At 67.5% G+C, this 20,418-nt stretch carries 12 protein-coding genes; 8 read left to right on the forward strand and 4 right to left on the reverse strand.

Annotated features, from left to right (window positions below):
- Positions 1 to 45: 45 nt before the first annotated feature.
- The 4 genes from DBZ45_RS14235 to DBZ45_RS14250 all read right to left on the reverse strand — a co-directional run bounded on the left by DBZ45_RS14235 (position 46) and on the right by DBZ45_RS14250 (position 5,198).
- Positions 46 to 1,449, reverse strand: a complete 1,404-nt coding sequence (locus tag DBZ45_RS14235) for a dicarboxylate/amino acid:cation symporter (protein ID WP_111904535.1) — start codon at positions 1,447 to 1,449, stop codon at positions 46 to 48.
- A gap of 187 nt (positions 1,450 to 1,636) precedes the next feature.
- The gene (locus DBZ45_RS14240; protein WP_111904536.1) at positions 1,637 to 3,322 is read right to left on the reverse strand and encodes a DUF885 domain-containing protein; all 1,686 of its coding nucleotides are present in this window, start codon (positions 3,320 to 3,322) and stop codon (positions 1,637 to 1,639) included.
- A 50-nt stretch (positions 3,323 to 3,372) separates the two neighbouring features.
- Positions 3,373 to 3,618, reverse strand: coding sequence for an acyl-CoA carboxylase subunit epsilon (locus tag DBZ45_RS14245; RefSeq protein WP_223257086.1), 246 nt, complete (start codon positions 3,616 to 3,618; stop codon positions 3,373 to 3,375).
- The gene (locus DBZ45_RS14250; RefSeq protein WP_111904537.1) at positions 3,615 to 5,198 is read right to left on the reverse strand and encodes an acyl-CoA carboxylase subunit beta; all 1,584 of its coding nucleotides are present in this window, start codon (positions 5,196 to 5,198) and stop codon (positions 3,615 to 3,617) included. Before DBZ45_RS14250 ends, DBZ45_RS14245 begins: the two co-directional genes overlap by 4 nt.
- Positions 5,199 to 5,428: 230 nt before the next feature.
- Between DBZ45_RS14250 and DBZ45_RS14255 the strand changes: the two genes are divergently transcribed.
- The 8 genes from DBZ45_RS14255 (at position 5,429) to DBZ45_RS14290 (ending at position 20,412) form a co-directional block, all read left to right on the forward strand.
- Entirely contained in the window at positions 5,429 to 6,331 is a 903-nt protein-coding gene (locus DBZ45_RS14255; RefSeq protein ID WP_111904538.1) for an SDR family oxidoreductase, read from the forward strand.
- 79 nt (positions 6,332 to 6,410) lie between these two features.
- On the forward strand, positions 6,411 to 7,412 hold the full coding sequence (locus DBZ45_RS14260) for a biotin--[acetyl-CoA-carboxylase] ligase (RefSeq protein WP_111904539.1): 1,002 nt from the start codon (positions 6,411 to 6,413) through the stop codon (positions 7,410 to 7,412).
- Positions 7,405 to 8,004, forward strand: a complete 600-nt coding sequence (locus tag DBZ45_RS14265; RefSeq protein ID WP_111904540.1) for a PH domain-containing protein — start codon at positions 7,405 to 7,407, stop codon at positions 8,002 to 8,004. The genes DBZ45_RS14260 and DBZ45_RS14265 overlap by 8 nt, the downstream gene beginning before the upstream one ends.
- The gene (locus DBZ45_RS14270; protein WP_111904541.1) at positions 7,994 to 9,229 is read left to right on the forward strand and encodes an adenylate/guanylate cyclase domain-containing protein; all 1,236 of its coding nucleotides are present in this window, start codon (positions 7,994 to 7,996) and stop codon (positions 9,227 to 9,229) included. The genes DBZ45_RS14265 and DBZ45_RS14270 overlap by 11 nt, the downstream gene beginning before the upstream one ends.
- A 258-nt stretch (positions 9,230 to 9,487) precedes the next feature.
- The gene (locus DBZ45_RS14275) at positions 9,488 to 15,601 is read left to right on the forward strand and encodes an Ig-like domain-containing protein (RefSeq protein WP_111904542.1); all 6,114 of its coding nucleotides are present in this window, start codon (positions 9,488 to 9,490) and stop codon (positions 15,599 to 15,601) included.
- Between the two features lie 59 nt (positions 15,602 to 15,660).
- Positions 15,661 to 16,632, forward strand: coding sequence for an AAA family ATPase (locus tag DBZ45_RS14280; RefSeq protein WP_111904543.1), 972 nt, complete (start codon positions 15,661 to 15,663; stop codon positions 16,630 to 16,632).
- Between the two features lie 37 nt (positions 16,633 to 16,669).
- Entirely contained in the window at positions 16,670 to 17,974 is a 1,305-nt protein-coding gene (locus DBZ45_RS14285) for a DUF58 domain-containing protein (RefSeq protein WP_440130521.1), read from the forward strand.
- Positions 17,971 to 20,412 (forward strand): transglutaminase-like domain-containing protein, encoded by a 2,442-nt coding sequence (locus DBZ45_RS14290; RefSeq protein WP_223257088.1) that lies wholly within the window; start codon positions 17,971 to 17,973, stop codon positions 20,410 to 20,412. The genes DBZ45_RS14285 and DBZ45_RS14290 overlap by 4 nt, the downstream gene beginning before the upstream one ends.
- Positions 20,413 to 20,418 lie beyond the last annotated feature (6 nt).

Below are 20,418 nucleotides of genomic sequence, written 5' to 3' on the forward strand. Positions count from 1 at the left end.
GGTGTGCCCGGGGATGAACCCCGGGGCACACTCAGTCTGCCAAGGTCAGGCCTTGGACTCAGCCAGCTCACGCTCGACGGCGGCGGGTGCCTCTTCCTCGCGGAAGGCCTCACCGGTGCGCGGTGCGTTGTAGAGGGATTCGTCGAGGATCCCCTGGCGCTTGGCCACGATGGTGGGCACGAGTGCCTGGCCGGCCACGTTGACCGCGGTGCGGCCCATGTCCAGGATGGGGTCGATGGCCAGCAGGAGTCCGACGCCGGCCAGCGGCAGTCCCAGTGTGGAGAGGGTCAGCGTCAGCATGACGACGGCGCCGGTGGTTCCCGCCGTCGCAGCAGAACCGAGGACGGAGACCAGGGCGATCAGCAGATACTGGCTGAAGTCGAGCTGGATTCCGAAGAACTGGGCCACGAAGATCGCGGCGACGGCCGGGTAGATTGCCGCGCAGCCGTCCATCTTGGTGGTGGCGCCCAGCGGAACGGCGAAGGAGGCGTAGCCCCGGGGAACACCGAGGTTGCGCTCGGTGACGCGCTGGGTCAGCGGCAGGGTGCCGATGGAGGAACGGGAAACAAAGGCCAGCTGGATGGCCGGCCACGCGCCGGAGAAGTACTGCCTGACCGACAGTCCGTGGAAGCGGACCAGGGCCGGGTAGACGCCGAAGAGCACCAGGGCGAGGCCGATGTAGATCGCTACGGTGAACTTGCCCAGCGAGCCGATGGTGTCCCAGCCGTAGACGGCCACCGCGTTGCCGATCAGGCCCACGGTGCCCAGCGGTGCGATGCGGATGATCCACCACAGCACCTTCTGGATGACGGCCAGCGCAGAGGCATTGAGGGTCAGGAACGGCTCGGCCTGCTTGCCCACCTTCAGGGCGGCAACGCCGACGGCGATGGCGATCACCAGGATCTGCAGGACGTTGAAGCTGACGGACGTGGTCACGGCGCCGGAGTCGGCGACCGTCGAGCTGGCGCCTAGGCCCAGGAAGTTCTCGGGGAACAGGCCGATGAGGAATGCCCACCAGTCGCCCTGCTTGCCGTCGTACTCCGCGTCGCCGGCGATGCCCGTGTTTGCGCCCGGCTGCAGGAGCACGCCCAGGCCGATGCCGATCAGCACGGAGACGAGCGACGTGATGGCGAACCACAGCAGCGTGTTCCAGGCGAGCCGCGCCGCGTTGGAGACCTCACGCAGATTGGAAATGGAGCTGACCACGGCGGTGAAGATCAGCGGCACGACGGCGGTCTGCAGCAGCGAGACGTAGCTGGAGCCGATGGTCTGCAGCGTGGCGCCCAGCCCGTTGGGGTTGGTCTTGGTGCTGCCGGTGTACTTGGCCAGCAGGCCGAGGCCCAGCCCGACGATCAGGGCGGCGATGATCTGGAACCCGAAGGAGCCTGCCCACCGCGGCAGCTGGAAGCCGGAACGCCCGGCCGTGGATGAAGTGGTTTGATTGCTCACCCGAACAAGTTAGGGCGTAGAAAATACAGCTTCCATTCGATATTGAGAAATGTTACGACTCCTAGCTGGCCGACGGTCGCCTGGACGCCGGAAAAACGGCGCCCTGCGGGACTTTTATGAAGTTATTCCCCAGGCCCGTGTGGCGAACGTCTCGCCCCTCGTGTCCCTCAGCGGGCGATAGGGCAGGCTAGTCGAGCATGGCGCGCTTGAGGGTGTCGAGGCCCACGGAGCCGATGTTGAGGGCCTTTGTGTGGAAGGCCTTGAGGTCGAAATCCGGCCGGGCTTCGAGCTCCGCGCGGATCTGCTCCCAGAGGCGCTGGCCCACCTTGTAGGACGGGGCCTGGCCCGGCCAGCCGAGGTAGCGCGCGAACTCGAACTGCAGGTTGCCCTCGCTGATGTCCAGGTTGGCTTTGAGGAAATCGAAGCCCTTCTCCTGCGTCCAGGTGCCCGTTCCCCAGCGCGCGGGAACATCGAGTTCCAGGTGGACGCCGATATCGAACACCACACGGGCCGCCCGCATGCGCTGCATGTCCAGCATGCCCATGTGGTCGCCCGGATCCTTGAGGTAGCCGAGTTCCTCCATCAGCTTCTCGGCGTACAGGGCCCAGCCCTCGCCGTGCCCCGAGGTCCAGCAGACGTTGCGCCGCCAGCTGTTGAGCAGCTCGCGCCGGTGAACGGCGGTGGCGATCTGCAGGTGGTGTCCGGGCACACCCTCGTGGAACACGGTGGTGGTCTCGGCCCAGGTGGTGAACGTGTCCTCACCCGCGGGCACGGACCACCACATGCGCCCCGGCCGGCTGAAATCGTCCGACGGCCCCGTGTAGTAGATGCCTCCCTCGTCGGTGGGGGCGATCCGGCATTCAAGGGTCTTCATGACGTCGGGAATCTCGAAGTGGATGCCTGCAAGGTCGGAGACGGCACGGTCGGACAGCTCCTGCATCCACGCCGTGAGGGCATCCGTTCCCATGAGCCGGCGGGCGGGATCGCTGTTGAGGATCTCCTTGGCCTCCGCGATGGAGGCGCCCGGCTTGATTTGGGCGGCTACCTGCTCCTGGGCGGCAATAATCCGGTCGAGCTCCTCAACACCCCAGGCGTAGGTTTCTTCGAGGTCGACGGCGGCACCAAGGAACACCCGCGAGGCGAGGGCGTAGCGTTCCCGGCCCACAGCGTCCTTTTCCGGGGCCACGGGCAGCAGTTCCTCCTTGAGGAAGGCGGCCAGTTCGGCGTACGCCGCACGGGCGGCGGCAGCACCGGCGTCGAGCTTCTCCTGCAGTTCCGCCGGCAGCGGGCCGTCCGCTGTTTTGGCCTCGGCGGCGAGCTTGGCGAAGAAACCGTCCTCGGCGGCGTACTTGGTGGTCTGCTCGATCACGATCGACACCTGGCGCCGTGCCGAGACCTTGCCGTTGTCCCTGGCCGTCCGCAGCGACTCGATGTAGCCGCTGATGGCCGCCGGCACGCTGTGCGTACGGCCGGCGATGTTCGCCCAGTGCTCCTCGGTGTCCGTGGGCATGAGGTCGAAGATCGACCGGATGTTCTGCGCCGCGGAGTCGATGTTGTTCAGTTCGGCGAGGTCCCAGCCCGAGTCGTGGATCTCAAGCTGGAGTCCGAGGCGTTCGCGCAGGGCATCGAGGGTGACGGCGTCGACGTCGTCAACGGGCTCCAGCCCCTCGAGGGCCTCCAGGGTCTTTCGCTCCGCATCGGCGAACCTGCCGAGCCCGGCCGGGGAGAAGTCCTGGAACTCGGTGTCGTGCCCCGGAATGCCGAGCGTGGTGGCCAGGCTCGGATCCAGGGCGACGAGCGTGTCGGTGTAAGCGTCGGCGACGGCGTCGATGGCGGTCCGGGGGCGCGCTGGGGCGGCAGATTCAGTAGTCACCCCACGAGACTAACCGCGGGGTTCCGGTTATGAAAGACTTACTGAATTTTTCAGCCCCGGCTCCGCTTCCAGGCGCCCGGACCCGGCGTCGGCTCCAGCCGCAGCTGCTGGCGCCGCATCCACTGCCGGACGCTCGTCTTCTCGGGGCGGGCCGCTGCGGCGGAGCCCAGGGAAAGTACGACGGCGGTAAGCGCCGCGAGCTCCTCGGCTGTCGGTTCGCCCTTGGTGACGGAGAACAGGGCCGCGGCCGGCCCAACCGTTTCGGCCGGGTCAACCGCCGGAGTCTGGGCGCTCACAGCGGGATGTTTCCGTGCTTCTTCGTGGGCAGGCTCGCACGCTTGTCACGCAGCGCCCGCAGCCCCTTGATGATTTGCAGCCGCGTGTCGGAGGGTGCAATGACGGCGTCGACGTAGCCCAGCTCTGCGGCCTGGTATGGGTTGAGCAGCTCTTCCTCGTACTGCCGGATGACGTCGGCGCGCTTGGCCTCGACGTCGCCCCCCGCTTCGGCAACGGCGGCGAGATCGCGCCGGTAGAGAATGTTGACGGCGCCCTGCGCGCCCATCACGCCGATCTGGGCGGTGGGCCACGCAAGGTTCAGGTCAGCACCGAGCTTCTTGGAGCCCATCACGATGTAGGCGCCGCCGTAGGCCTTCCGGGTGATTACGGTGAGCTTGGGCACGGTGGCCTCGGCGTAAGCGTAGAGAAGCTTGGCGCCGCGGCGGATGATGCCCTGGAACTCCTGGTCCTTGCCGGGCAGAAAGCCCGGAACGTCGACGAGGGTGATGATCGGGATGTTGAAGGCGTCGCAGTGGCGGACGAAGCGGGCCGCCTTTTCGGAGGCCGAGATGTCCAGGGTGCCGGCGAACTGCAGCGGCTGGTTGGCCACGATCCCCACCGTGTGGCCCTCGACCCGGCCGTAGCCGATGATCACGTTCGGAGCGTACAGCGACTGCATCTCCAGGAAGTGGGCGTCATCGACGATTTGTTCGATGACCTTTCGGATGTCATAGGGCTGGTTCGCGGAGTCCGGGATCAGCGTGTCCAGGGTGAGGTCGTCGTCGTCGAGCTCCAGCTCCTGCTGGTGCTCCTGCACCGGCGCCTCGGAAAGGTTGTTGGAGGGCAGGAAGTCCAGCAGTTCCCGGACGAACTCAATGGCGTCGGCCTCGTCGGAGGCCAGGTAGGTGGAGGTGCCGGTGGTGGCGTTGTGCTGCCGGGCGCCGCCGAGGGTCTCCATGTCCACGTCCTCGCCGGTGACGGTCTTGATGACGTCAGGGCCGGTAATGAACATGTGGGAGGTCTTGTCCACCATGACCACGTAGTCGGTCAGGGCGGGGGAGTAGGCGGCGCCGCCGGCGCACGGGCCCATGATGAGGGAGATCTGGGGCACCACGCCGGAAGCGTGGACGTTGTTGCGGAAGATGTCCGCAAACATGGCCAGCGAGGCAACACCCTCCTGGATCCGGGCTCCGCCGCCGTCGTTGATGCCCACCACCGGGCAGCCGTTGCGCAGCGCAAACTCCTGGACCTTCACGATCTTTTCGCCGTTGACCTGGCTCAGGGAGCCGCCGTAGACGCTGAAGTCCTGGCTGTAGAGGGCCACGAGCCGGCCGTCCACGGTTCCGTAACCGGACACGACGCCGTCGCCGAGCGGCTTCTTCTTCTCCATGCCGAAGGCGGTGGAGCGGTGGACCGCCAGGGCGTCGAACTCCACGAAGGAGCCTTCGTCAACGAGCAGGTCGATGCGCTCGCGGGCGGTGTTCTTGCCGCGCGCATGCTGCTTCTCGATGGCTTCAGGGCCGGACGGCTGCTCAGCACGGGCCTGGCGGTCGCGGAAATCGGCAATCTTTCCCGCCGTCGTGGTCAGATCGTGGCTCATGAAGTGTCTCCGGCTCTGTAGCTGTTGTGCTGTGGCTGTTCTGCTGCGGCAGCGTGACGCGGGCCCTGGCTGCCGGTTTAAGTAGCATCCGTACAACTCCAAAGCCCTGATGGCTAGTCTAGTGACGCAAATTCCCGGGACCGCTGTAGGGTTCCTACAATTTTCGTTCGTGGCGCCGACGGAAGCGCCGATGTTACTCGCGGGTAACAAAGTGCGGCTAGAGTGTCCCTATGACTTCGAGCAGCGACGCTTACCCTGTTCCGGCCACGCCTTACCGGGCCACCGGCAGCCTTCGGGGCCGGACCATCCTGATGTCCGGAGGAAGCCGCGGCATCGGCCTGGCGATCGCCCGGCGGGCTGCGCGCGACGGCGCCAACGTGGTGCTGCTCGCCAAGACCGGAGAGCCGCATGCGAAGCTCGAGGGCACCGTCTACAGCGCCGCGGAAGAACTGGAGGCCGCCGGCGCCAGTGCCCTGCCGCTGGTAGGGGACGTCCGGAACGACGACGACGTCGCGCGCGCCGTGGACGCCGCCGTCGGCCGGTTCGGGGGAATCGACGTCGTCATCAACAACGCCTCCGCGATCGACCTTTCGCCGACGGACGCCGTGGACATGAAGCGCTACGACCTCATGCAGGACATAAACGTCCGCGGCACCTTCCTGCTCTCCAAGCTGGCGCTCCCCGCACTGCGCAAATCCTCCGGCGGCCACATCCTCACGCTCTCGCCGCCCCTGAACCTGGACCCGAAGTGGGCGGGCCGGCACTTGGCGTACACCATCGCCAAGTACGGCATGAGCCTGACCACGCTGGGCCTGGCGGAGGAGCTCAGGAACGACGGCATCTGCGTCAACTCGCTGTGGCCGCGGACCCTGATCAATACGGCCGCCATCCGGAACATGGCCGGCGGTGAGTCAATGGTCCGCGCTGCCCGCGGCCCTGAAATCATGGCCGACGCGGCCCATGCCGTGCTCACCGGTTCTGCGGACCGGGCGGGCAATGTCACTGCCGGCACCATCAACACAGGCAACTTCTATACGGACGAGCAGGTCCTGGCCGCCGCCGGCGTCACGGATTTCACGCCCTACAGTCTGGGGGCCGCCGAGGCGGACCTGGTCCCCGACATCTTCCTGTGAGCTGGCATTTTCCTGTGATCCGGCTTCTCACCACTGGCCCTCCCGGCCGCGCGGCCCGGCGAGTCGCTAGGATTCAACTATGGATGCCGCACGCCCTGACGATAGCCGTGGACCGCAGGAAAACCTGACCGGAGCGGGGGTCCTGCCCGAGCGGCCGGCCCTGGACCGGGAAGCCCTGTCGGACGCCAACTTCCTCGCTGCCACCGGCATCGCCCAGCTGACGGTCGTGGAGACAACAGGGTCCACCAACGCCGACCTTTTACGGGCCGTGACCGTGGATCCCCAAGCCTGGCCGGACCTGGCAGTCCTGACGGCGGAGCATCAGACTGCGGCCCGTGGCCGGCTGGACCGTGCGTGGGAAGCGCCCGCCCGCAGCTCCGTCCTGGTTTCGCTGGTGCTGCGGCCCGTCAATGCCGACGGACGCCCCCTGCCCACCCAGACCTACTCGTGGCTGTCCCTCCTGGCCGCCGTCGCGCTGCGCGACGCATTGGAAGAGACGGCGGGTATCCCGGCTGAGCTGAAATGGCCGAATGATGTCCTGGTGCGCGGCGGAAAAATCGCCGGCATCCTCGCGCAGCTCGGCCCCCTGGGCGACGGATCGGTGCCGCCGGTCATCCTGGGCACCGGGCTGAACGTCACTCTCACCCACGACGAGCTGCCCGTGCCCACTGCCACGTCCGTCCATCTGGAGGGTGCCGGAACGGTGGACCGTACCGCGCTGCTGAAGAGCTACCTCTCGCGTTTTTGCACGCTCTACCGCAGCTTCTGCAATGCCGACGGCGATGCCACGGCCGGTCTGGCCGGCGGGCCGTCGCTGCACAAGCGTGTCGAAACGGCGATGGTCACCCTCGGCCAGCAGGTCCGCGCCCAGCTTCCCGGCGACCACGAAATCATCGGCCATGCGTCCCGGCTTGATGACTCAGGCTCCCTGCTGGTGGTGGATGCCGCTTCCCACGAGCATGTGGTGACTGCAGGGGATGTGATCCACCTGCGGCCGTGGTCCCCGCAGGGCTCGGAGAAGCACGCGGTTGCGAAGCGCAGCTCTGACCAGCAGGGGTCCGGCGAAAGCGGTTATGCGTAAAGAACTCCTCCCGGGTGAGCAGGTCATCGTGGTGACCCGCCCGCAGCCCAGGGTGCTGTTCGTCCCGGCGGTGGTTTTCATTGTGGTGCCCGCCCTTGCCGCATTCGCAAGCGCCTGGATCATTCGCGGCGGCCTGTCTGCGCTTGCCCCGGCCATCACCGGGGAAGGGACATTCTGGGCGGTGGCCGGCTGCGTGCTGGCCGGCCTGTGGATCCTTCTGGGGTATTGTCTGCCCAGGCTGCTGCGGTGGCAGACCACCAGGTATGTCCTGACCAGCCAGCGGGTCCTGGCGCGTTACGGCATGCTCCGGCGCCGGGACCGGCAGGTTTTCCTGGCCTCGGTGCGAAATGTCACAATCAGCCAGTCGATGCTCCAGCGGATGTTGCGTTCGGGGAATATATCCTTGGATGCCGGGCACCATTTCGGCAACGTGCTGAAGGATGTGCCGGAAGTTGCCACCTTCCACCGGTTCTTGCTGGACGCCCTTGATGAGCTTCCGGGCGACGAACCATTTGGATTTGGTCAGGCGCCGGATGAGCCCGGCGCGCGGTTTCCGCGGCACGTGAGAGAAGGTGGAAGAGATGAACGATGAGGATCAGCGCGGCGCGCAGCAGACAGGCACGCACGAGACTGGCACCCACGAGGTCGGCGCAGACGGGTTTGGCACCCACGAGACTGGCGCAGACGGGTTTGGCGCAGACGGGTCCGGCGCGCAGGACACCGGTCACCGGGAGGTGACGGACGCCGTCGTCGAAATTCCGGCCACCGGTACCCTGTCCGCAGAGCGCATAGCGGCAAAGAGTCTCGAAACAAGGCTTCTGGGCGGGGAACGCAAGCTGCGCCGCCGCGAGGTGGCGGCCGGTGTGGGCCTGTCGCTGCTCTCGGCTCGCAAACTGTGGCGAGCGCTTGGCTTCCCTAATTTCGGTGACGACGACGTCGCCTTCACCGAGCGCGATCAGGAGGCCCTGTCCACGGCTGTGGGCCTGGTCCGGAACGGAAAGCTCACCGAAGAGGCCGCCATCTCGGTCACCCGTGCCATCGGGCAGATGACGGACCGCATGGTGGTGTGGCAGATTGAGGCCCTGGTTGAGGACATGGTCCACGAACAGGGGCTTACCGACGCCCAGGCCCGCAAGCGGCTGGTCCACGAACTGCCTGCCCTGGTGGATCCCCTGGAGGAGATGCTCGTCTACTCTTGGCGGCGTCAGCTCAACGCCGCTGTGCAGCGCCTGGCTGTCCGTGCCGAAGCCGGCCTGCAGGCCAGCGAGGAGGGCCGGGAAGGCGACGAGGACGATGCGCCGCTTCCGTTGGCGCGTGCCGTTGGCTTCGCCGACCTGGTGTCCTACACGAGCCTGTCACGGCGGATGAACGAGAAGACGCTCGCCAAGCTGGTGCAGCGGTTCGAGAACAAGTGCGCGGAGATCATTTCGGTGGGCGGTGGCCGGCTGGTGAAGACCGTGGGCGACGAAGTCCTCTACATCGCCGAGACACCGGCTGCGGGAGCCGAAATATCGCTTGCCCTGGCCGAAGCCTTCACCCGGGACGAGATCCTGCCCGAGGCACGGGTTGCCATGGTCTGGGGGCGGATCCTTTCCCGTCTGGGCGACATTTACGGACCCACCGTCAACCTTGCCGCCCGTCTCACCACGCTGGCCGATCCGGGGACCGTGCTGGTCGACTCGATGACGGCGGCGGCTCTGGACCAGGACGAGCGGTTCGTGCTCATTCCCCAGGACGTGGAGAACGTCCGGGGATTCGGGGAGATCCAGCCGGTCACCCTGGCGCGGGGACGGGGCAAGGGCCTGGTTCTGGACTAGGACCCCTCGCCAGGGGCCCGCAGCGTGGGCAGTCCTCCCCATCGCGGGGACAGGACTGCGCGGGTAGGGTGGGCAGCGTAACGAACGGCCCCGGCGGCCGTTCTTGGACAAGCCGCCAGCGCCCATGTAATAGTCAAGGCTCAGAATTGTTCCGACGTCTCTACGGGGGAGTGGCGGAATGTCACCGGCCCGTGATGAACAATCAGGGGCTAGCAAGTCGCTCTCAGGCGGCTGTGATTTCAGGGGAATAATAGCGCTGTGTCAACTTTGTTCGGCAAGCTGGGGCTGAGGAACCGCCGCAACAAGATCGTCACCGGAACCGTCTTTTCCGTTGCTGCTGCAGCACTGGTGGCCGGTGCCGTCATCTACCCGGGGTTCAAGACAACCGAGGTTGACCTTAACGACGGCGGCGTCTGGGTGGTCAGCAAGGCACGGAACGCCGTCGGCCGCCTCAACTACCCCTCGCGGGTCCTCGACGGTGCGGTGACCCCGGCCAGCACCACGTTCGATGTCCTGCAGAACGCCGGAAAGGTATTCGTCGACGACGAATCCGGCTCCACCCTGAACCAGGTGTCAGCCGCCAACATGAGGCTCGGCGGCGACAAGCAGCTTCCCGGCTCGGCGCAGGTGAGCTTCGGCGCCGACACCATCTCGGTCACCGACCCTGCCGCCGGGAAGATGTGGGCGATGTCCCCGTCCACGGTTAACGCCTTCGATGAGGAGTCCAGTGAGCCCGCCGTGGCGGGCTCCGAAGGGCTGGTGTCCGCCGTCGGTTCCGATGACCGGATCTATTCGGCGGATCCGAAAACGGGGCAGGTGACAGTGACCACGGTGGACGCCGCGGGGGCAGCCACCGGCACCGAGTCCAGCACGTGGGACGGGCTGAAGGGCGCCGGGGACCTCCAGATCTCTGTCGTGGGGGACCAGGCTGTGGTCCTGGACGCAGCCGCCGGAAATCTGTTCCTGCCCGGCGGACGCGAGGTGCCGCTGGCTGACGCGCGCGAGGCGAAGCTCCAGCAGCCGGGCCCGGCGTCCGACACCGTGGCCGTGGCAACCGGCAAGGCGCTCCTCAGGCAGCCGCTGAACGGTGCCGCCGTGAAGGCCGTAACGTTCGGCGGCCAGGGGGTACCGGCGGCGCCGGTGCAGCTGGGCGGCTGCGTCCACGCCGCGTGGTCCGGAGCCAACAAGTATGTGCGGGACTGCGCGAATGCCGCGGACAACAAGAACGTAGCGGTGCCCAAAGCCAGCGCCTCGCCCAGCTACGTTTTCCGGGTCAACCGGGACCTTGTGGTCCTGAATGACGTGAACTCGGGAAACGTGTGGCTGGTCAACCAGAACATGCAGCTGGTCAACAACTGGGACGACGTTGTCCCGCCCAAGAACCAGGCTGACGACCCGGATGAGGAATCGGCAGACGACAACACCATCAACGTCCTGCCCGACCGCACCAAGCCGAACCGTCCCCCCGAAACGAAACCCGACGCCGTCGGCGTCCGGCCTGGCCGCACCACTGTCCTCAGCGTCCTCGACAACGACTCCGACCCCGACGGCGACGTCCTGACCGCCTCGCTCGGCGCAGAGGGGCCGCGGGCCGGCACCATCGAAAGCATCTACGGCGGGTCCGCCTTCCAGATCACGGTGCCGGCCGATGCCGCGCCCGGAACCGAGACCTTCGACTACACGGCTGCGGACGGCCGCGGGCTCTCGGCCGGCGGCAAGGTCAACCTGAGCGTCGTGGGCCCGGACGAGAACCGGCCCCCGGCCTTCAAACGCGGGGACCCCACCACACTCCTCGTGGAGCAGGGCAAGACCGTCAGCCAGAACATCCTCACCGACTGGGCCGATCCCGACGGCGACGACCTCGTCCTGATGTCGGCCACCGCCGACAATGAGCAGGACCAGGTCAAGGTCCGCCGTGACGGCCTGCTCACCTTCCAGGACTCCGGCGCCTCGGCCGGCAAGAAAAGCGTCAGCGTGTCCGTCTGGGACGGCCGCGCCACCACCACCGGCAAGGTGGTGGTCAACGTCCAGCCGCCGGGCGCACTCGCTCCCGTGGTCAACGCCGACCACGTCACCGCCGTGGTGGGCCAGGACCTGGTCATCGCACCGCTGAAGAACGACGTCGACCCCAACGGCGGTGCTCTGCGCCTCGCCCAGGTGGAGGCCGCCGGAGCCGCAGAGCTGGGCCCGGTCACCGACGGCGGCACCTTCACCTTCCGAAGCCGCACGCCGGGGCCGGTGTACCTGACATACCTGGCCAGCAACGGGCCGCAAAGCAGCCAGGGCCTCATCCGGGTTGATGTGGAATCGGGCAAGGACTCAGGAAATCCCGTCGCCGTCCACGACGTGGCGCTCCTTCCGGTGGGCGGCAGCGTCCTGCTGGACCCGCTGGCCAACGACTCGGACCCGTCCGGGGGGGTCCTGGTGCTGCAGTCCGTTGCGGTGCCGGAGAACGCCACGGCGTCGGTCAGCGTGATCGACCACAGCGTCCTGCGGATCACCGACATCGCCGGCATCAAGGACCCCTTCCTGTTCCGCTACACGATGTCCAACGGCAAATCCTCCGCGACGGGTAGCGTCTCGGTGGTGCCTGTTCCCGCCCCGGCTGTGGTGGAGGCGCCGCAGCCCAAGCCCGACGAGGTCAACGTCCGCGTCAACGACGTCGTGACCATCCCCGTCCTGGACAACGACACGCACCCCCAGGGCGAAAAGCTGACGGTTGACCCGGTCCTGCCGCAGGCCGTGCCGGCGGAGGACGGCAAGAGCTTCGTCTCCGAGAACACACTCCGTTTTATCGCCGGCAGCCAGCCCAAGACCGTGCGCGCCATCTACAACGCCGTGGACCCCCAGGGCCAGAAGAGCGCCGCCGCCGTCACCATCCACGTCCTGCCGCTGGAGGGTGCCGAAAACTCCCGGCCGCAGCCTAAGAACCTGACCGCCCGGGTGGTTGCTGGCGGTACGGTGCGCATCCCGGTGCCGCTGGACGGCATTGACCCGGACGGCGACTCCGTCCAACTGACGGGCATCGACAGCACGCCCGGCATGGGCACCGCGACGGCGGGCAGCAGCTTCATCGACTTCGTGGCGGGCGGCAACGGTGCCGGGACCGATACGTTCCGCTACAAGGTGGTCGACCGGCAGGGCGCCGTGAACACCGGCACCGTCACCGTCGGCATCGCACCGCGCAGCGACACCAACCAGAAGCCCACGCCGGTGGACGACCAGGTCAAGGTCCGGCCCGGGCGGCAGATCGCCGTCGACGCGGCCGGCAACGACACCGATCCGGACGGGGACCTGATCAGGATCGTCAGCGACGGCATCGAAGCCGATGCCGCGTTGAAGGCCACTGTCAGCAAGCAAAGCGGCCGCATCCTGCTGCAGGCTCCGGCCACCGAAGGCACCGTCAACGTCCGCTACACGGTGGCCGACGAACGAGGGGCGTCCGCACAGGCAGCCATCCGGATGGTGGTGGACAGCAACGTCCCGCTCCAGGCACCGATCGCCCGGGATGACCGGGTGACCTCCGCGCAGACGCTTGGCAAGACCGCCGTGGACGTCCCCGTCCTCAAGAATGACGAAGACCCTGACGGCGTGGGCGAGAACCTCAAGGTCAGCAGCGCCGCCGAAACTGCGCGGCCGGGCACGGACGGCAACATGATCGTGGAGCTGACCGGCCAGCCGCAGCTGGTGCCCTACACCGTGGAGGACGTCGACGGCCAGAAGTCCACGGCGATCATCTGGGTGCCGGGCCTCGGCCAGCAGGTTCCCACCCTTGCCAAGGACGAGGTCCTCGAAGTGGTCGCGGGCCAGTCCGTGACCGCAAACCTCGCCGACTGGGTCAAGGTGCGGGGCGGACGTTCGCCCCGGCTGACCCAGGCCGACCGGATCAAGCTCATCGGTGCGGACGGCAGCAACCCGGTGGCCGCTAACGGCACAGCCGTCAGGTACACCGCGGACAAGGACTACGTGGGCCCCGGGTCCATCACCTTCGAGGTGACGGACGGCTCGGGCCCGGACGACCCCGCCGGACTCAAATCCACGCTGAGCATCCGCACTAAGGTGCTGCCCGACCCCAACCGGAACAACCCGCCGGTACTGCTCGGCGGTGCGGTGGACGTTCCGCTGGGCGACCCCGCCGCCGCGGATCTGGCCAAACTGACCACCGACCCGGATGGCGACGACGCCGCGAACATGAAGTACGAGATCGCCGGCGCAGTTCCCCAGGGCTTCAACGTGGCCATCGACGGCGCGTCCCTGAACGTCTCCGCCAAGGACGGGCTGCGGCCCGGCGACGGGGGCGCCGTGCAGGTGAAGGCGAAGGACCCGCGGGGCCTTGACTCCACCGCCACGTTCCGGCTGGCCGTTACGGCGACCAACCGGGCCAAGCCGGTGGCCAATGACGACGTGGAGGCAAACGCCGCGGCGGGCAAGCCGGTGACTATCAAGGTGCTGGCAAATGATGCCAACCCGTTCCCGGATACCCCGCTGAAGATCGCGGCGGCGACGGCCGAGACGGGCACAGGAAACGTCGTTGTGGAGGGGGACAGCGTGGTGGTCACTCCGGCCGCAGGGTTCTCCGGAGCCATGGTTGTCGCCTACACCGTTGTGGACAAGACCGGGGAAGTCTCGCGCCAGGCCACCGCCCGCATCCGGCTCACGGTCAAGGACAAACCTCTGGCACCCACCACGCCGCAGGCACAGAGTGTGGGTGACCGGACTGCGCTGCTGAACTGGACTGCCCCCGCGGACCGCGGGTCACCCATCACCAAGTACACGGTGTACGGCGAAGGCGGATACAAGCAGGAGTGCCCGGCCAACTCGTGCACCCTGAACAACCTGGTGAACAACACCAAGTACCACTTCCAGGTGACGGCGACGAACGAGTTTGGCGAGTCCGAACGCTCACCGGGTTCGGCTGAAGTCCGGCCGGACGTGAAGCCCGAGATGCCGCTGGCGCCGGGTCTGAAGTTCGGCGACAAGCAGCTCACCATTGCCTGGAAGGCGCCGGCCAGCAAGGGCTCGCCGATCAAATCCTACGATCTGGAAATTTCACCAGCACCCAGCGGCCGGAACCCGCAGATCCAAAACCTGACGTCCACCAGCTACGTCTGGAAGGGACTTACCAACGGCGTGGCCTACAAGGTACGCGTCCTCGCCCGGAACGATGCAAAGGACCCCTCGGAGTGGAGCACCTACTCCGCGGCCGAGGTGCCGGCCGGCGTGCCGGTGACGCCGGCCGCCCCGAGCGTCTCGGACGTCGCGCCGGTGGGGGACCAGAGCCAGCTCCAGGTGAACTGGACGGCTCCGAACAACAACGGGGATGCCGTCTCCTCCTACACACTCACCACGCTGCACAGTGGGGCAGTAGTCAAGAGCCAGCAGGTGGCCTCCGGCACGTCCCTGAACGTCACGGTGGGCAACTCCGAGTCTGACTACGCGTTCACCGTTTCCGCTAAAAACAAGGCCGGCACGTCCGGAACCAGCGCCCAGTCCGCCCCCATCCGGGCCGCGGGAAAACCCGGTACGGTCAGCAGCGGCACTGTTCACGCCCCGGGAAACAACGGCCAGCTGAAGGTCACCTTCACCCCGCTGACCCAGGCCCAGCGAAATGGATCGCAGGCATCGGAGATTGGCTACCGCTGGACCACTGCCTACGGCTCCGGCCCCATCAGTGCACCCGGCGGCACCATCTACGGGCAGCCGAACGGCAAGGACGTCACGGTCAACATCATTGCCTTCTCCACCAAGAACAACGTTTCAGGTGATGCCAAGGCGATTGGTTCGGCTGTTCCCTATGGCGCGCCGGCAACGCCGGCGGTCACCGGCGAGACGTCACCCAAGGGGGACCCGCAGGTGCACTGGACCTGGAACGCGCCCTATGACAACGGCCGGGTCATCAACCGCTACGAGGTCAGCTTTGACGGGGGCGGGTTTACGTCGGTGGGGCTGAAACGCCAGTACAACCGTGACGGCGGAGGCTGGAACCAAAGGCATACACTGCGGGTCCGTGCATGCAACGGCACCGACGGCGACAAGGACTGCGGACAGCCCGGCTCTGCCGTTGCCACGTCAGGTGCTGATCCGACTCCTCCACCGCCTACGTCCTGGAGTATCAGTGCCACACCGGTGCGCACCTGCACTGAGCCCAACAGCAGTACTGACAGCTACCGGAACAGCAATCCCGATCAGTGCCTCAGCCCTGGCAAGTGGTTCGACACGGGGATCACCGCCCAGGCCGACTACTACGTGCGGTGGGGCTCATCGGGCCGGCTCTGGTATCACCTGACTTCCGGGCCCGCCGCCGGGAACTTTGCCCGCGGAGACACCACCTCCCTGGGGACCAACCCGCCGGCCGGAATGCCGCGACGGTAATCCCCGGTGCGCCAGCCGCCACACCAACTACGACTGCACGAAACAGAAGAGGAACAACCATGACAATGACTAGCGAGCAGGCCGACTGGTTTGCAGGGACGTTTGAAAAGCTCGTCGCCAATGTGGGCCAGGCCGTCCTGGGCAAGGCGCACGTCATCCGCCTGACCTTCACCGCGATGCTCGCCGAGGGCCACGTCCTCTTTGAAGATGCACCCGGTACCGGCAAGACGTCGCTCGCCCGGGCCCTCGCCGCCACCGTCCAGGGGTCCAACAGCCGCATCCAGTTCACCCCGGACCTGCTGCCCTCCGACGTCACCGGCGTGACCATCTACGACCAGAAGACCCAGAAGTTCGAATTCCACAAGGGACCGATCTTCAGCAACATTGTGCTCGCCGACGAGATCAACCGCGCCTCGCCCAAGACGCAGTCGGCCCTGCTGGAAGTCATGGAGGAGTCACGCGTCACTGTGGACGGCACCACATATGAAGCCGGGCGGCCGTTCATGGTGCTGGCCACGCAGAACCCGATCGAGCAGGCGGGCACGTACCGGCTGCCCGAGGCCCAGCTGGACCGCTTCCTGCTCAAGACCTCCATCGGCTATCCGGACCACGCCTCCACCGTCCAGCTCCTGGGCGGATCCAACCTCAAGGACCGGTCCCGGGACCTGCAGCCCGTCATCACCACGCAGGCCGTGGCGGACATGGCGGACCTCGCCGCCACCGCACACGTCGATACCGCCGTACTGGAGTACATCTCCCGGCTCTGCGAGGAAACCCGCAACGCTCCGGAGACCCGCCTGGGCGTGTCGGTCCGCGGCGCCCTGGCCATGGTCCGGGCGGCCAAGGTCTGGGCCGCAAGCCAGGGGCGCAACTTCGTCCTGCCGGACGACATCAAGGACCTCGCCGGCGTCGTCTGGACCCACCGTTTCGTGATGGACCCCGAGGCGGAGTTCTCCGGGGCGACGGCGGAAGCCGTTCTGGGACGTGTCCTGGCTGATGTCGCAGCGCCGCAGCAGCGCGCCGCCGTCTAGCGTGCAGCGGTTTAAGGTGCGGCTGCCCCGGGTGCGGCTGTCCAGCTTGCGGCGGCCCGCGCTGCAGTTGCCCAAGGTGCAGCACCAGATTCGCCCGGCCAGGGTGTGGTCCGAGGCCAGCAGTTTGGCGCGGCTGGCGCTCGGCCCCGCCTGGCGGATGGCCGATGGCGTGTGGGGCCGCCGCGTCCGGCCCGTCCTGTCCGTGGTCAGCGTCCTGGGCTGGTCCGTGCTGGCCGCTGCAGTTCTCTTGTGGGCGGCCGGCAACGCCTACGGCTGGCAGGAGGCCAAGGCTGCCGCCATTGCGGCGGTGGTTCTCTTCGTCATCGCCGGCGGGTTCATCCTGGGCAGGTCCTCCTATGGGGTCCTGCTTGACCTCGCGCGGACCAGGGTGGCGGTGGGGGACAGCGCCGTGGGAAGCATTGCGGTGTCCAACACGTCTGCCCGGCCGCTCCTGCCGGCTGACCTCGAACTGCCCGTCGGGGCAGCCACCGCAGTCTTCCACCTCCCACGGATGAAGCCGCAGCAGGTGCACGAGGACCTGTTCACCATCCCGACGGCGCGCAGGGCCGTCATCGTGGTGGGTCCTGTGCGCTCCGTCCGTGCCGATCCGCTGCACCTGCTCCGCCGGCAGGTGCTCTGGACGGAACCGCAGGACCTGTACGTGCATCCGCGGACCGTGGCGCTGGCCGGCTCCGCCGCAGGGTTCATCCGCGACTTGGAAGGCATGCCCACCACGGAACTGTCGAGCGCGGATGTTTCCTTCCACGCGCTGCGCGACTACGTCCCGGGGGATGACCGCCGGCACATTCACTGGAAAACCACGGCCCGGACCAACAAGCTCATGGTCCGCCAGTTTGAGGAAACCCGCCGTGCCCACCTGGCCATTTCGCTGTCCATCAACACCGACGAATACGCCTCGGAGGAGGAATTCGAGCTGGCCATCTCGGCAGCCGCGTCGATCGGGCGCCAGGCCATCCGCGAGCAGCGCGAACTGGACGTCCTGACCCAGGCGGGTCCGCTGCGCTGCGAGACCGGCCGCAACATGCTGGACGACATGACCAGGGTCGTCGGCACCCCGCTGCGGAAGACCGCCGTCGACCTCGCCCGCACGCTTGCCGACACGGTGCCCAACGCCTCCGTGGTCTTCTTCGTGGTGGGCAGCCAGGTGACACCCACCCAGCTGCGCTCGGCCGCCGCCTCGGTGCCGCCCGGCGTCCGAAGCCTCGCCGTGCTTATCGACCTGGGCGCCACCCCGGCCCGCGCCAACATCGGCGACCTCACGGTCCTCACCGTGGGTGACCTCTCCGACCTTCCCTCCGTCCTGCGAAAGGCTGCAGCATGAGTGAGGCCCCAGGTCTCCGCCCCCGCCGTTCAACCCGGACAGGCCGCCCGGAAAGCCCCCGCCGCCTGGTCACGCCGGCCGCCCAGTCCGCCTTTGCCGATGGCCGGCCGCTGTGGCATTTCGTGCTCGACGGCGGTGCCCTCACCGTTCTGCTCGGGCTGGGTGTCCTGGGGTTCAGCCTCAGCTTCGGCGGCGACCCGTATTACCTGATTGCCGGTTTTGGCGGGATCATCCTTGGCCTGGCCATCGCTGCCTGCAACGCCCATTTCCGGCTGGGGCTGGTGATCACCACGGCTGCGGCCTTTGGCGCCTACCTGGTGCTGGGGACAGTCCTCGCCGTTCCCGATGCCGCGGTGGCGGGATTCCTCCCCAGCCTGGAATCCCTGCGGACGCTGTTGCTCGGCGTCGTCTTCTCGTGGAAGGACATGCTCACCGTCGGAGTGCCCGTGGGCACCGCGGGTGGCGTGCTGATCGTTCCGTTCCTGAGCTCCCTCATCACGGCCGTGGCCGCCGGTGTCCTGACCTGGCGGATCCGGAGCCCCTACTGGCCGCTGCTGCCGGTCCTGGTCCTGTTTGTCACCGGCATCGCCTTCAGCACAAACGCCGGGTTCCTGACCGTGGAGAGGGGCATCGCGCTGACGGTGGTGGGTATCGCCTGGGCCACCTTCCGGCGGGACGCCCTGCGCCGGCGCGACACGCGCAAGGTCTCGGTGAACCGCCCCCAGTACGACGCAGGCACGGCCGGTAAGGCACGCATGCGCCGCCTCGCGGCCGGAGCCGCGGTCCTGGCGGCAACGGTGGGAATTACCGCGGCAGTCTCGCCGCTGATCGCCGCCGGTGACGAGCGGCGCGTCCTCCGCAACGTCGTCGTTCCGCCCTTTGATCCCAAGGACTACGTCACGCCGTTGGCGAGCTTCCGGAACTTCGTCAAGGACAAGAAGGACGACGCCCTGTTCACGGTCAAGGGGCTGCCCAAGGACGCCCGGGTCCGGCTCGGGGCACTCGATTCCTACAACGGCACCAACTACGCGATGGATCCTAACGGTTCCGGCAGCTTCAGCAAGGTGGGTGACGCGAAATCGATCAACACGCTCGCCGACGCCACGGACACGGTCCCGACGAATGACTACAGCCTGGACATCACCATTGATGACTATCAGGGCTACTTCGTTCCGGGCGGACGGAAGACCACCGGCCTCAGCTTCGGCCAGGGCTCGTCCGCCGCTGCCTCAGGGCTGTACTTCAACTCCGGAACCGACACCGCGGTGACCACCCAGGGTCTGTCCAGTGGTGACTCCTACACTGTGCAGGTCTCGGACCCGGTGAAGCTGGAGCACGGGCAGCTGACACAATACGACTTCGCCAAGGTCAGCCTGCCGGACACCAGCGAAGTGCCGCCGGTGGTGGGCGCCCAGGCCAACGACCTGGCCGCGGACGCCCCGACCGCTGTGGACCAGGTCCGGCAGATCGAGGCCCATTTCCAGAAGAAGGGTGCCTTCAGCAACGGGCTTATTGCCGACGGCCAGCTTCCCAGCGTCTCCGGGCACGGTGCGGGGCGCATCCGCGACCTGCTGACCGCCAAGCAGATGCTGGGCGACGATGAGCAGTATGCCGTGGCGATGTCCCTGATGCTGCGGCACCTGGGCATCCCCTCGCGCGTGGTCATGGGCTTCTACCCTGATCCGAAGAGCCCGGAGAACGGAGCCGGCGAAATCAAGATCATGGGCAAGGACGTCCACGCCTGGGTGGAGGTGGCGTTCGACCGGGTGGGCTGGGTGGCCTTCGACCCCACACCGCCCAAGGACAACGTTCCCATCCCGCCCGACCCGGAAAGCAAGTCCAAGCCGAAGCCCCAGGTCCTGCAGCCGCCGCCCCCGCCGCAGGAACCCGCCGACCTGCCGCCGGACTCCTCTCCCGACGCGCTCGACGCCGACGAGAAGAAGAACAATCCCTGGCTGCTGTGGGGTCCCATCCTCACAGCCATCGGCATCGCCATGATTCCCGTAGGCATCCTCGCCCTGCCGCTGCTGCTCATCGCCCTGCTGAAGTCCCGGCGCCGGAAGGCCCGCTTCACTGGCGGCGACCCTGCCCAGCGCGTCGGCGGCGGCTGGAACGAGGTCCTCAGCCTGGCAACGGACATGGGCGCCGCCGTTGACAGCCGCGCAACCAGGCGGGAAACGGCGGCGGTAGTTGCCGAGGCGTTCCCCGCCACCGGCGCCACCACCACCGTGCTGGCGCACCGGGCTGACGCCTCCATCTTCGGGGCGGGCCAGCCGAGTGAGGATGAGGTCCGGGAGTACTGGGACGTGGTGGATGGCTCCCTCAAGGAGATGACCGGGGCGGTCGGCTTCTGGCGGCGCCAGCGGGCGCGGTTCTCGCCCCGGTCGCTGCTGGCCGAGGCCCGGGCCGCCCTGGCCGCGCGGGGGTTCCGGCGGTGAACGGTT

The organism is Arthrobacter globiformis, from assembly GCF_003261175.1.
GTDB lineage: Bacteria > Actinomycetota > Actinomycetes > Actinomycetales > Micrococcaceae > Arthrobacter > Arthrobacter globiformis_A.